The organism is Acinetobacter sp. ANC 4204 (assembly GCF_002135205.1).
Classification (GTDB): Bacteria; Pseudomonadota; Gammaproteobacteria; order Pseudomonadales; family Moraxellaceae; genus Acinetobacter.
Genome location: NZ_NEFZ01000002.1, coordinates 133,618 through 147,213, shown reverse-complemented (window position 1 = coordinate 147,213; position 13,596 = coordinate 133,618). Strand labels below are relative to the sequence as shown.

The window sequence follows — 13,596 nt, the reverse complement described above, 5'->3', positions numbered from 1 at the left end:
TACTTTGCTTTTGGCATTGTGCGGTTTTTTGCTTTAGGTGCTGATTTATCATTGCACAATGATCAACTAAGTTTCTTGTAAATTTTTCAATAAATGAGCAATTTTCATCGTGTGTGTTCTATTGGCTTTGACTTCCATGACTTTATTTTCAATCCACCATAAATACTCAAAAATCTCAGTTTCACTGGATTTTTCACAGATAAAGCGAAATAAATTAGGTAAGTATTCTTCATATTCATCTTGTAGAGCTGGATTACGATAAATACATAGTGGGTCCCAGTCTTTAATCAGTATTTTATTAATCGCATGCAATAAAGATACATGGCGATTTTCCTCGGTAAACATAATTCACCTCCGTTATTCATCGGTTAGTTTGATGTTCTATGTATCAGTAGTCATCATGACTCATTTATCTATTGTTTTCATGTTTGAAAAAATAGCTTACATCGCTTTAAGTTTAAGTAAATAGCAAAGCCAGATAGACAGAAGCCAAGGAAAGATTTCCTTTAAAAAGTCGGTCAAGTTAGGTCTTAGATTTACTTCATAATATTATTTAAAATAGATGTCCTAAAATGGTGCGTAATTACAACTCGGTTTACATTTCGTAATAATTTAAAAATTAAGTTTTGGTGAAATGACACAGTTATCACTAATTCTGCGGATTTCATCATTATTTAAATCCACATCATCCCATTTTTGCATTTGCTCGGTAAGCCAAATGAAGTCTGAAACTTGTGGCAAAGCATGTTCTCTAATAAAGCCGCGAATAATACTTTGAATTAGATAATATTTTTCAACATGTACACTATCAGAACATGGGAAACGAATGATGTTGTAATCGACCAGAACCTGCCATACAGCTTCAAAATTTTCCATTTTTTTGAGTTCATCTTGGGCTTTTTCTATAGCTTGGACTAAGGCTGAAAGTGTATTTGGATTGGATATGGCCCATTCTTGCGTGACTGCCAAAACCTTATCTGCAACCCGCGGAATAATGTCTGTTCCAGTTGCAATAATTTGGCTATAACCTTGAATTTCAGCTTGAGTGTTCCATGGTTCTCCGACACAGAATCCCTCAATGAGCTGATTTGAAATGGCTTCTACCATGTAGGGTGGGGGAAGTGTACGTAGTTGAACATGTTTCGCAAAATCAGGATTGGCCAATGCCAGCCATTCACGTAAGCAATAATGATGGATAGATTGCTTAAAGACATGTGCAATAGCCAGCTGTTGTTTATGCTGCATTGCAGTATAAAATTTATGTGCAGTCACTGCTGCATCGTCATTTTTTTGAATGTTTAGTGCATAACAGAGCTTTTGGCTCAAACTGATAAATGCACTGTTATAGCTCAGAACAAGCGGTGTTTGTAGTGGAATACCGAGTTGATCCTGCGCTAGTGCAGCCGCAGGTAACATCGCAGATAGACAATGGGCTGCATCGAGAAAACCAAAAGCTAAACGGTCTCTTAAGCTCGCCCAAGAAGCTTCTTTGACTAAGCTTACATCTAAACCGACTTCTTCAAAAAAACCGCGTTGTTTTGCCCATAATAAAGCAACACAGTCTAAAAGCGGAATATAGCCCAGTTGAAGTTGCGTCTTTTCTAAATGAGCCATGCCTTAGTCCTTGAATTGAGATTGTAGAAGCTGTTGAGCATCCAACAGTCGTCTTGCCATTTCACCAATAGTCATACGATGGCTCATGGCATTTTTACGTAACAGCTGAAAAGCATCATCTTCGGACAATTCGTGTAGTTGCATAAGTAATACCTTTGCACGCTCTACATCTTTACGGTCTGCAAGTTTATTTTTAGTATCTTGTAAATCGGAAAGTAGCTTTTTGTGTTTACGAAACTGCTCGATAGATATTTCTAAAATACTTTTTAACTTTGACGGGTCTATACCATCCACAATATAAGCTGTAACACCTGCATCTATGGCACTTTTAATCGTGTCTTTATGGCTGTTTTTAGTAAATAAAACAGTAGGTAAGTTGAACTGACTCACGCAACTTTCAATAATATCCCGTTGTGGGTGATCCATATCTAATAAAATAACGTCTGCATTTAATTGCTCAAGGCGATTAATATTCAAGTGATCTATAATCAGGCAGGCAACTACATCGAAATCATGTTCGATAAGGGATGTACGAATAAATTGTGCGCGTTCTTGATTGTCGTCAATCAAAGCGATTTTCAGTTTAGGCATGCTGTACAGTGCTCAGGTAAACCTGAAAAATGGGATCTAAAATTGTGCTAGCAATTTAAATGCCAAATGTATGAAAATCCAGCTTTATCTCAGATTGGTGAGTCAATTTTTTACGTAGAGATTCGCTATAAGCTGTGTATACCGAGTAAAAAAGACTTTAATCAAAGAAAAATATGTATCTGAGTTGCTTGTCTAAACAAGCCTATTTAAACACATTGGATGAAATAGAAGCCTAACACAAATTAAAATATACAGCTTGAAGTACAAATTACTTTTGAAGAGTAACGTGAGACCCACTAGAGAGCACAGAGACAATTCAAAAATTCGTTGTTTGCTCAGCGATAATGCAAAATGCACCAATAGTGATCACGCCGTTAAGAAGTCGAAAAAACATGAAGTTGCCTCTTGAAAAGGACGGGCTGATATTGGCTATAGTGCAAGTATTCTAATTATAAAAAACAATAAAAATCATTATATTAACTAGTTTCTTTAAATGTTGGCACAATCATTGCTTAATCTTAATCGAGTCAAAGACGACTCTAAATCAAATTTGTAAGACGGCCAACGACGTCCGTTCTGATCGCTTCTACACCACAAGTTTTTGTGTTGTGGAAAAACAATACGCTCAGTTCTGTCTGGAGAAGGTTATGTCTTCAAATTTAAATGCTAAAAAAGCAACAAAAATAAGTCTTTTTAGTTTCAATGGCGCAGCAATGAGAGCCTTCCACATGAGTTGGCTCGCCTTTTTTGTCTGCTTCTTTGCATGGTTTGCCTGTGCGCCATTGATGCCTGTTATAGCAGGTGAATTTCATCTCACAAAAGATCAAATCGCCAATATTAATATTGCAGCCGTAGCCATCACCATTCTTGTTCGTCTGATTGTAGGTCCACTGTGTGATAAATACGGTCCACGCAAAACATATACAGCACTTCTTATCCTAGGCAGTATTCCAGTTTTTGGCGTTGCTTCAGCAAATAGCTATGAATCATTCCTCTTCTTTCGTTTGCTTATCGGTGCAATTGGTGCAAGTTTTGTCATCACTCAGTATCACACTAGCATCATGTTTGCACCAAATGTAGTTGGAACTGCAAATGCGGCGGCAGCAGGTTGGGGAAATGCTGGTGGAGGTGCAACACAAGTACTTATGCCATTGATGCTTGGTGCTTTAGTGATGTTTGGTGTTGAGCAATCTATGGGCTGGAGAATTGCATTACTTGTTCCAGGCATATTGATGCTGATTGTCGGTTTGATGTATTGGAAATTTACACAAGACTGTCCACAAGGCAACTTTAAAGAACTGCGTGCAGATGGTGTAAGTGTTGGTTCTGATAAAAAAGGCGGTGTGGCTATTTTGATGCATGCTGCAAAAAACTATCGTGTTTGGATTTTGTTTGGTGCTTATGCTGCATGTTTTGGTATCGAAATCTTCATTCATAACATCGTCGCAATGTACTACGTAGATCACTTTAAATTTGGTTTAAAAGAAGCAGGTATGGCTGCGGGAATTTTCGGTTTACTGGCTCTATTTGCCCGTGCATTTGGTGGCATTGTTTCAGACAAAATTGCAACTAAAAAAGGCTTAGATGGTCGTACTAAAGTTCTATTTGCAATGATCTTGATGGAAGGTCTGTTCTTAATCGTATTTTCACAAATGAATACAGCAGTCCTTGCCATTCTCGCAATGACCGTATTTGCATTGTTTACTCACATGGCTTGTGGTGCGACTTATGCATTGGTTCCATTCATTGACCGTGATGCTTTGGGAGGTGTCGCAGGCATTATCGGTGCTGGTGGTAACGTTGGTGCTGTGGCTGCAGGCTTCTTACTTAAAGGGATGTTGGATATTCAAACCACACTCATGATTCTAGGTGGCTTGGTCGTCATCGCCGCAAGTTGTGTGCTCATGATTCGTTTCTCCGTAGAACACAAAGAGAAAGAGCAAAAGTTATTTGAAGCTGCGTTACTTGAGCGAAATAGCGTGGAGCAAAATGCTTCAACTGTAATCAAACAAAGCGTTTAAGCCAAAATAACAACAGGAATTAAGGAGAATTGATATGAAATTAGTGATGATTGGTCATGGCATGGTAGGGCATAAATTCATTGAATCTGTGCTAGAACATGCAGGTGATGATGTTGAAATTACGATCTTGGCAGAAGAGCCACGTTTAGCGTATGACCGTGTACATTTAACTGAATATTTTACAGGTAAATCTGCAAAAGATTTGACCTTATGTCGTGCGGACTTTGCTGATGCTTATGGTATAGATCTCCGCTTAGCGACTAAAGCAACTGCAATTGATACAGTAAATAAATTGATCACCACGAATCATGGCGATGTGATCAGTTATGACAAGTTGGTGCTCGCAACGGGTTCTTATGCCTTTGTTCCTCCAATCCCAGGAAATGATCGTCAGAACTGTTTCGTATATCGCACCATTGAAGATTTAGATGCAATTCGCGCAGCAAGTCTGACCGCAAAGTCTGGTGTGGTGATTGGTGGTGGATTACTCGGTTTAGAAGCGGCTAAGGCACTACGTGATTTAGATTTGGAAACACATGTGGTTGAGTTTGCACCACGCTTGATGGCGGTTCAAATTGATGATTTAGGTGGTAAAGTTTTACGTTCTAAAATTGAGAACCTTGGGGTAAAAGTTCATACCCAAAAAGCAACATCATCCATCGAAGATGGTCTTAATGCTACACACGTGATGAAGTTTGGAGATGGCTCTGAACTTGAAACAGATATTGTGTTGTTTTCAGCAGGGATTCGTCCACGTGATGAATTGGCGCGTCAAAGCGGTTTGGCTGTTGGCGAGCGTGGCGGTATTGTCATTAATGATTATTGTCAAACTTCTGATGCTGACATTTATGCGATTGGTGAATGTGCATTATGGAATAACAAGATCTACGGTTTGGTTGCTCCAGGCTACGACATGGCACGTATTGCAGCAAAACATGTGACAGAACAAGCTTGTCCAGAGTTTGCGGGTGCAGATATGAGCACCAAATTGAAGCTTATGGGAGTAGATGTTGCTTCTGTCGGGGATGCGCATGCGATGACACCGAATGCACTAAGCTATTTCTATGCAGATGAAGACACGATGGTCTATAAAAAGATTGTTGTGAATGCCGAAAAAACGAAATTATTAGGCGCAGTACTGGTGGGTTGTGCAAAAGAGTACAACGACTTATTACAAATGATGCTGAATGGATTAGCAGTTCCAGAGAATCCTGAAAGCTTAATCATGCCAGGTTATGCTCAATCTTCAGCAAAAACAGGTGGAAGTGGTGTTGATCTGCTCCCAGACAGTGCAACGATTTGTTCATGTAATAACGTGTCTAAAGCAGATATTTGTAGCGCAATTGCAGAGGGTTCGACGTCTTTAGGAGCTCTAAAAAAATGCACCAAAGCGGCAACAGCATGTGGCGGATGCGCAGCGTTAGTGACGCAAGTATTAAAATCTGAATTACAACGCCAAGGCGTGACTGTAAATAACCATATTTGCGAACACTTTGCTTATTCACGCCAAGAGTTGTATCACTTGGTACGAGTGAATGAAATTAAAAGCTTTGATGATTTGATTCAACAACATGGTCATGGTTTAGGCTGTGATATTTGTAAACCAGCTGCAGCAAATATTTTAGCATCGTGCTGGAATGATTTTGTTTTAAAACCAAGCCATGCTGGTCTGCAAGACAGTAATGATTACTATCTAGGAAATATCCAAAAAGACGGGTCTTACTCGGTTGTACCTCGTATGGCGGGTGGAGAAGTGACACCAGATGGTTTGATTGCAGTGGGTCAAATTGCCAAAGAATACGGTTTATATACCAAACTGACAGGCGGCCAACGTGTTGACATGTTTGGTGCTCAAATTCACCAATTGCCAGAAATTTGGGAAAAGTTGATTGCCGCTGGTTTTGAATCTGGACATGCCTACGGTAAATCACTACGTACGGTGAAGTCGTGTGTTGGCAGTACATGGTGTCGTTATGGGGTTGATGATTCTGTTGGTTTAGCGATTTTCCTTGAAAATCGTTACAAAGGCTTACGTTCACCACATAAATTAAAAATGGCAGTTTCGGGTTGTACACGTGAATGTGCTGAGGCGCAAAGTAAAGATGTGGGTGTGATTGCAACCGAGAAAGGCTGGAATTTATATGTTTGTGGTAACGGTGGGATGAAACCACGTCATGCAGAATTATTGGCTTCAGACTTAGATACACAAACGCTGATTCAATACATTGACCGTTTCTTCATGTTCTATATCCAAACTGCGGATCGTCTCCAACGTACATCAGTATGGCGTGACAACATGGAAGGTGGTTTAGATTATTTAAAAGACGTTATTGTAAATGACTCTTTAGGTCTGGCTACTGAACTTGAGAATCGCATGAGTCATGTGGTTGGGACGTATCAGGATGAGTGGCGTACTGCGGTTGAAGACCCAGAGGTGCGTAAGCGTTTTGTCACCTTTATCAATGCAAAAGCTGAACAACAACAAGATCCGCATATTCAGTTTGCTTCTGTACGTGGACAAATTCGTCCGAAAACTGAAGCGGAACGTGATAGCAGCCGTATTCCTGTGGTTGAAGCTTAACAAATTAAGGTATTCAAACTTTTCTCTCTAGTGCTCTCTTAAAAGAAAATATAGAGAGGGGATGAAAAAGTTTAAAAGGATAAAGATGATGACAATTTTAAAAGATATGAATGAACTGGATTGGTTGGATATTTGTGCCTTGGATGATATTACGCCAAATACAGGTGTAGGTGCGCTACTCGAAGACCAACAAATTGCAATTTTTCGGGTAGGCAGTGAAAAGCGTGTTTATGCTTTGAGCAACCAAGATCCGTTTAGTAAAGCTTTTGTGATGTCACGTGGCATCATTGGTGATTTACAAGGTGAGCGTGTTATTGCGTCGCCTATTTATAAGCAACATTTTAGTTTAGCAACAGGTCGTTGTTTGGAAGATAAAGATCAAAAACTTTTGGTTTTCCCAAGCAAGATTGAAAATGGCCGTGTACTCATTAGCCCAACGCCACAAAAAACCTATATCACCAATAATGGTACTTCTCAGGAAAAAATGAAGTTGGTCTTGGTGGGGAACGGTTTGGCAGGTATGCGTTGCCTAGAGGATTTACTCGATATGGCACCAGATCGTTATGAAGTGACGGTGATTGGTGAAGAGCCATGGGGTAATTATAACCGCATCATGCTATCACCTGTTCTATCTGGTGATAAGACTATTGATGACATCATGTTGCATCCACATGCATGGTATAGCGATAAAAATATTCGCTTTATTGCAGGCGACCCAGCAGTGCGTATTGACCGCCCACGTAAGCAAGTTTATACCGAAAAAGGCGTGATGGTAGATTATGATCGTTTGATTTTAGCGACAGGCTCAAAACCATTTATCCCGCCTGTGCAAGGTTCGGATTTAAAAGGTGTGCTGAGTTTCCGTGATATTTACGATGTGAATACCATGCTTGAATACAGTAAATCTAAAAAGAATGCTGTGGTGATTGGCGGTGGTTTACTAGGTTTGGAAGCGGCGTATGGCCTAAAACAGCGTGGTATGAATGTGACGGTGTTGCATTTGATGGATCGCATTATGGAGCGTCAGCTAGATAGTAAAGCGAGCCAAATGTTACGTCATAGTATCGAACAAAAGGGCATTTCAATCATTACAGAGGCGAATACTGAAGCTTTGATTGGGGTGGATGGTCATGTGACACAGGTTCGTTTGAAAGATGGCACAGTTTTAGATGCAGACCTAGTGGTTTTTGCTGTAGGTATTCGTCCTAATATGGCCTTAGCACAAAGTGCAGGTCTCCGCTGTAACCGAGGTGTCTTGGTGAATGACACCATGCAAACGTATGACCCAAGTATTTATGCGGTAGGTGAATGTATCGAACACCGTAACCAGACTTTTGGCTTGGTTGAGCCACTTTGGGGGCAAGCGTTTATTTGTGCATCGCATTTGGCTGAGCACGGCAGCTTGACGTTTAAAGCGCCAACAGTACCGACTCAATTAAAAGTCAGCGGTTGTGATGTGTTCTCAGCAGGCAATTTTGAACCGAAAGATGATTTTGAAGATATTATTTTAAATGATGAAAAGCGTCAGATTTATAAACGCATTATTATTCAAAAGGATAAGGTGATTGGTGCAGTTCTATTTGGTGACACGGAAGATGGAGCTTGGTATGCAGAACTTATTTCGGATCAAACGCCAATTTCATCAATTCGCAATAAATTGTTATTTGGTAAAGATTTTGCATTAAAAATAGCAGGGTGATCAAAACCCAACCTTTTAATGTATTGAAGCTCGATACGCGGAAACGTTATCTACTATTGTTTGAGTTGATAGCAAACATGGAAACGAATGTTTCTGCGGACTTTTAGGTAAATGACGGATGCAATGAGTTTGCGGATCTTGCGTTGTTTTAGTCGCATCTTAGGTTTTGCCTACTCTTCTACAAAGAAAAGTAGGTCTAACCGAAGTTTATTCCTGAAAATTAACTTTCTTGCAAAGACGTCGTCGTAATGAATCAAATTGTATATTTCAAAATTAAGGAGTTTCTATGAATAGTATCCCTGTAATGGAACTGCATAGCTCCACAGAAAAAATGATTAAAACGACACAAACGACGTGCCCTTATTGTGGTGTGGGATGTGGAGTAACTGCAACTGTTGAAGAAACCGCTTTAGGGCGAAAAGTGTCTGTGGTGGGGGATTTAAATCATCCATCAAATTACGGAAAACTGTGTATCAAAGGTAGTAATTTAGCCGATACAGTGGGCTTAGAGACACGGGTTTTACACCCAATGTTAGGCCGCAAAAAAGATTTAGATACGTGTATCCAAAAAACATCGAGAGTACAAACAGATTGGGATACTGCAACTGATTTAATTGCTGATAAATTCCAACACTATATAGATCAATATGGTCCTGAAAGTATTGCTTTTTATGTGTCAGGTCAGTTGTTGACAGAAGATTATTATGTGGTCAATAAATTTGTAAAAGGTTATCTTGGTACAGCCAATATTGATACCAATTCAAGACTATGTATGTCTTCAGCGGTAGCAGCACATAAACGTGCCTTTGGGGAAGATTTAGTTCCTGCTAGTTATCGTGATTTTGAACATACGGATATGGTGGTTCTGGTTGGTTCAAATACAGCATGGTGCCATCCTGTATTGTATCAGCGCATAATGAAAGCTAAAGAAGAAAGAGATCTTTTTGTCGTTGTGATTGATCCACGGTTTACTGCTACTTGTGAGGCTGCAGATTTACACTTGCCAATTTTGCCGGGTCAAGATGTTACTTTGTTCAATGGTCTATTGCAGTATTTGGCAACCAATCATTATACCGATACCGATTTTATTGCAAAGCATACCCAAGGCCTAGATGCTGCGCTTATCAGCAGTGAAACTGAGTTCTCGATCGAAAGTTTGATTGAGCGTACAGGAATTTCAGCGGAGAAATTGACTTTATTTTTTGAAAAATTTGCTCAAACAGACAAAGTAATGAGCTTGTTTTCAATGGGGGTAAATCAATCTTCACGTGGGGTAGATAAGGCCAATAGTATTATTAATTGTCATTTGTTGACTGGAAAAATTGGCAAGTTGGGTGCTGCGCCGTTTTCAATGACAGGACAACCGAATGCGATGGGTGGGCGTGAAGTTGGTGGTCTTGCAAATATGCTTGCGGCACACATGGACTTGGATAATCAAAAACACCAACAATTGGTACAGCAGTTTTGGCAAAGCCCGACAATTGCGAAACAAGTGGGTTTAAAAGCTGTTGACCTTTTCGAAGCGGTTGAGGAAGGGAAAATTAAAGCTATTTGGATTATGGCGACCAACCCTGTCGTGAGTTTACCAAATGCAGATCAGGTAAAACGTGCGCTAGAAAAATGTGAGTTTGTGATTGTTTCAGACATTTGCAAAGATACGGATACCACGCAATATGCCGATGTGTTATTGCCTGCTCTTGGGTGGGGAGAAAAAGATGGTACAGTCACCAATTCAGAGCGTCGTATTTCACGACAACGTGCCTTTTTGGACTGCCCAGAACAAGCCAAAGCGGATTGGTGGTCAGTTTCTCAAGTGGCTAAAAAGCTGGGCTTTAGTGGTTTTGACTTTGAGAGTAGCCATGACATTTTCAAGGAACACGCAGAGCTTTCAGCTTATCAAAATGCGGGACTGAGTCAGTGTTCGGCGTCTGAGGTTTTTCGCTATTTCAATTTGAAAGGTTTAAGTGATCTTTCATTTACTGAATATCAATATCTTGAGCCAGTTCAATGGCCTATTCTAAATAAAAATCAACAAGATGGTGCTGTTGCTCAGTTATTTGAAACAGGGCAGTTTAGTCATGCGGATCGTAAAGCAAAATTTATTGCAACAGCTGCTGTTGGTGCAGTTAATAAAACTTGCAGTGAATATCCATTGGTATTGAATACTGGTCGAATTCGAGATCAATGGCACACCATGACTCGTACAGGTTTATCAGCCAACTTAAGTACACATAAAGCAGAGCCATATTGCGAAATTCATCCTAACGATGCATTAAAATATGGACTCAAAGATGGAGAGTTAGTTGAAATCAAATCGGTTTGGGGGAACTGTGTATTACGTGCCACAGTGAGTGATAATATTCGTCGGGGACAAATTTTTGCACCGATTCACTGGAATGATCAATTTGCATCAGATGCACGTATAGGTAAAGTCGTAAACCCTGTGGTGGATGCTATTTCAGGGGAACCTGAATTTAAACATACGCCTGTGATGATTCAACCCTTTTATACCCAATGGCAAGGGGTATTTTATGTACGTAAAGGCTTTGGAAACATCGTTCAGAAAACCATTGAAAGTACAGTATGGTGGACAAAGATTCAAACAGCCAAAGCAGTGCGCTATGAGTTAGCAGATCGCCATCGTTTTACTGAAACGACAGAGAAGTTAAAGAGCTTACTTCCTTTTGAAGATGAAAGCTTTGAATGGCTGAATTTAGAAGATCAAACAGCGCACATCAGTCATAGTGTGGTGTTACAAGAGGGACATCTCATTGCGAGTCTTTATATTGCTCCGAAAGCATTGTTACCAGACCGGGATTGGGTTGCAAGTCTCTTTAAACGTGAGCGGTTAAGCGCAATGCATCGTAAGGCATTGTTAGCTGGTCAAGCAATGTCGATGGGGCAAAGTGAAGGACCGTTGGTGTGTAGTTGTTTTAAAGTGGGTAAAAATAGAATTATTCAGACCATTAAAGAAAAAAATATCACCGATGAAAAACAAGTCACTGCATGTTTAAAAGCCGGTGGAAATTGTGGTTCATGTTTACCTGAAATTCGAGGGTTGATTAAGGCATGTCAAACTGAGGATGTATAATGAAAAGAAAAATATTTAAACTGGTGACGTATCCTGACACTGAAGTTGTGATTTTAGCAGGTGGACAAGCACGTCGTATGAACGGCATTAATAAACTGCTACAAAAGTTTGATGACGAAATCCAGCTCATCAAAATTCATCAACAGTTAAAATCACGGGCAACAAAAGTGTGGGTGAATAGCCACCGTGACCATTCCATTTATGAACGATTGATTCCATCCATTGGCTTTTTTGAAGATGATGAAACAGGCTTCCAAGGCCCATTAATGGGGATGAAAAGTGCATGGGCGCATGTACAATCAGATTATGTACTGTTTGTACCCTGTGATGTGACTTTCATTCCGAAAAAAGTATTTTCACGCTTACATCAGGCGATGCAACAAGACCCAAATTGTGGTGTGGCGATCGTTGAAATGAATGACCGTGCTTTATATCCATTTTGTTTGGTAAAACGCAGTAGCTTACCGACTTTGATTTGCCACCTTGAACAAAATCAGCGCAGTTTAAGACAGTGCTTTGCAGATTTGCACCCACAAGTGGCACGTTTCAAAAATCATGCACTGTTTTTTCATAGCATTAATTCATTAGATGAATTGCAACAACATCGTCAGTTAAATTTTTTATAAAAAGTAGCGTTTAAATGGTTCGGATTCTGCGCAGTAGGCACAGATCGCATAAATAAAAATGATTTTGATACTATCTCGTGATTTGACCAATGAGTAGTAATGCTGACTAATAATAGAAATATATTTAAAATAAATAAAACAATATCTTAAACTGTTTTTACGTGTCTGATTTACTTTATCTATATAACAATGTGCTGTGTATTGTTCTATTCGTGTTATGACTTGAGCGTATTCAATCTGTTGAATAGCACAAAGTTGGAACATTTATTGCTGTTTTAAAACCAAGAAATTAGGGCGTGAAATTTGAACTGTTCAATAACAGCGCAAATGATGCGTAGGCAAGACAGATGAACAGCATGACACAGTTAGCCGCAATTGGCGTATTCCAAGATCAGTTTGGGCGAGAAAAGCGAAAGCTACGGATCTCCGTGACCGATCGTTGTAATTTTAAATGTGTCTATTGTATGCCTGAACATCCTGAATGGATGAAAAAACATGATCTACTGAGTTTTGAAGCACTCTATCATTTTTGTGAATTTATGGTGCGACAAGGAATTGAGCAGATTCGTATTACGGGGGGGGAACCATTGATGCGGCAGGGAGTGGTGCATTTTATCGAGCAACTCCAATCGCTAAAAAAAATGGGTCTCAAGCGTGTTTCAATGACCACCAATGGTCATTATTTAAAACAATATGCAGATGCTTTAAAACAAGCTGGACTGGATGACTTAAATATTAGTCTGGATAGCTTAGATGCGGATCAATTCCAAAGACTGACCAAGAAACAACTCCATACTGTGCTTGAGGGAATACAAGCCGCACAAGATGTTGGTTTTAACATTAAAATCAATACAGTCCTTATGAAAGGAATGAACGAGGATCAAATTATTCCTTTGGTGCAGTGGGCCAAGCAGCAAAAGCTAGAACTACGTTTTATTGAGTTTATGCCTTTAGATGGCGATCAAAATTGGTCGCAAGCTGATGTTATCACTGAGCAAGAAATTTTGTCTCAACTCAGCTCACAATTTACGGTGCAAGTGCTTGAGGGACAAGGTGCCAATCCAGCGCGTAGTTATCGTGTGGATGGCAGTGTGGTTGGCGTTATATCGACCATTAGTAACTCGTTTTGTGGGGAGTGTGATCGACTGCGCTTGAATGCGCAGGGCGAGTTTTATAATTGTCTCTTTGCTAAGCAAGGTTTAAAACTGAAACCAGATATTCAACAGCTTGCTCAAGATTATCAACATGCATCTGTGCATTTGAAAAGTAAGCTGATGACTTATATCTGGCATAAAGAACAGGGCTTTCACACTATTCAACAGCAAGTACTCCAACCTATTCGCAAAATCAGCATGCATATGATTGGGGGCTAA

General features: G+C 39.9%; 9 protein-coding genes. 6 read left to right on the top strand and 3 right to left on the bottom strand.

What is annotated here, in order from left to right; translation table 11 throughout:
• Positions 1 to 66: 66 nt before the first annotated feature.
• The 3 genes from B9T36_RS04555 to B9T36_RS04545 all read right to left on the bottom strand — a co-directional run bounded on the left by B9T36_RS04555 (position 67) and on the right by B9T36_RS04545 (position 2,205).
• Positions 67 to 345, bottom strand: a complete 279-nt coding sequence (locus B9T36_RS04555; RefSeq protein WP_086208378.1) for a hypothetical protein — start codon at positions 343 to 345, stop codon at positions 67 to 69.
• Between the two features lie 267 nt (positions 346 to 612).
• On the bottom strand, positions 613 to 1,614 hold the full coding sequence (locus B9T36_RS04550) for an ABC transporter substrate-binding protein (protein WP_086208377.1): 1,002 nt from the start codon (positions 1,612 to 1,614) through the stop codon (positions 613 to 615).
• A gap of 3 nt (positions 1,615 to 1,617) precedes the next feature.
• Positions 1,618 to 2,205 carry an ANTAR domain-containing response regulator gene (locus B9T36_RS04545; protein WP_086208376.1) on the bottom strand — a complete coding sequence of 196 codons (588 nt, stop codon included), beginning with the start codon at positions 2,203 to 2,205 and terminating at the stop codon, positions 1,618 to 1,620.
• A 647-nt stretch (positions 2,206 to 2,852) separates the two neighbouring features.
• Between B9T36_RS04545 and B9T36_RS04540 the strand changes: the two genes are divergently transcribed.
• From B9T36_RS04540 to moaA, 6 genes are all read left to right on the top strand, one after another.
• Positions 2,853 to 4,226: an MFS transporter gene (locus B9T36_RS04540; RefSeq protein WP_086208375.1), complete on the top strand. Its 1,374-nt coding sequence runs from the start codon at positions 2,853 to 2,855 to the stop codon at positions 4,224 to 4,226.
• Between the two features lie 34 nt (positions 4,227 to 4,260).
• Positions 4,261 to 6,807: a nitrite reductase large subunit NirB gene (nirB, locus tag B9T36_RS04535; protein WP_086208374.1), complete on the top strand. Its 2,547-nt coding sequence runs from the start codon at positions 4,261 to 4,263 to the stop codon at positions 6,805 to 6,807.
• A gap of 88 nt (positions 6,808 to 6,895) precedes the next feature.
• On the top strand, positions 6,896 to 8,506 hold the full coding sequence (nirD, locus tag B9T36_RS04530) for a nitrite reductase small subunit NirD (RefSeq protein WP_086208373.1): 1,611 nt from the start codon (positions 6,896 to 6,898) through the stop codon (positions 8,504 to 8,506).
• A gap of 286 nt (positions 8,507 to 8,792) precedes the next feature.
• Positions 8,793 to 11,597 carry a nitrate reductase gene (locus B9T36_RS04525; protein ID WP_086208372.1) on the top strand — a complete coding sequence of 935 codons (2,805 nt, stop codon included), beginning with the start codon at positions 8,793 to 8,795 and terminating at the stop codon, positions 11,595 to 11,597.
• On the top strand, positions 11,597 to 12,223 hold the full coding sequence (gene mobA / locus B9T36_RS04520) for a molybdenum cofactor guanylyltransferase (protein WP_086208371.1): 627 nt from the start codon (positions 11,597 to 11,599) through the stop codon (positions 12,221 to 12,223). The genes B9T36_RS04525 and mobA overlap by 1 nt, the downstream gene beginning before the upstream one ends.
• A gap of 347 nt (positions 12,224 to 12,570) precedes the next feature.
• Complete coding sequence (gene moaA, locus B9T36_RS04515) at positions 12,571 to 13,596, top strand: GTP 3',8-cyclase MoaA (RefSeq protein WP_086208370.1); 1,026 nt, start codon at positions 12,571 to 12,573, stop codon at positions 13,594 to 13,596.

Excerpts from the sequence above, each read along its gene's own strand:
- nirB (WP_086208374.1), top strand. The coding sequence starts at position 4,261 with ATGAAATTAGTGATGATTGGTCATGGCATGGTAGGGCATAAATTCATT.
- B9T36_RS04540 (WP_086208375.1), top strand. The coding sequence starts at position 2,853 with ATGTCTTCAAATTTAAATGCTAAAAAAGCAACAAAAATAAGTCTTTTT.
- B9T36_RS04550 (WP_086208377.1), bottom strand. The coding sequence starts at position 1,614 with ATGGCTCATTTAGAAAAGACGCAACTTCAACTGGGCTATATTCCGCTT.
- mobA (WP_086208371.1), top strand. The coding sequence starts at position 11,597 with ATGAAAAGAAAAATATTTAAACTGGTGACGTATCCTGACACTGAAGTT.
- B9T36_RS04555 (WP_086208378.1), bottom strand. The coding sequence starts at position 345 with ATGTTTACCGAGGAAAATCGCCATGTATCTTTATTGCATGCGATTAAT.
- B9T36_RS04545 (WP_086208376.1), bottom strand. The coding sequence starts at position 2,205 with ATGCCTAAACTGAAAATCGCTTTGATTGACGACAATCAAGAACGCGCA.
- moaA (WP_086208370.1), top strand. The coding sequence starts at position 12,571 with ATGAACAGCATGACACAGTTAGCCGCAATTGGCGTATTCCAAGATCAG.
- B9T36_RS04525 (WP_086208372.1), top strand. The coding sequence starts at position 8,793 with ATGAATAGTATCCCTGTAATGGAACTGCATAGCTCCACAGAAAAAATG.
- nirD (WP_086208373.1), top strand. The coding sequence starts at position 6,896 with ATGACAATTTTAAAAGATATGAATGAACTGGATTGGTTGGATATTTGT.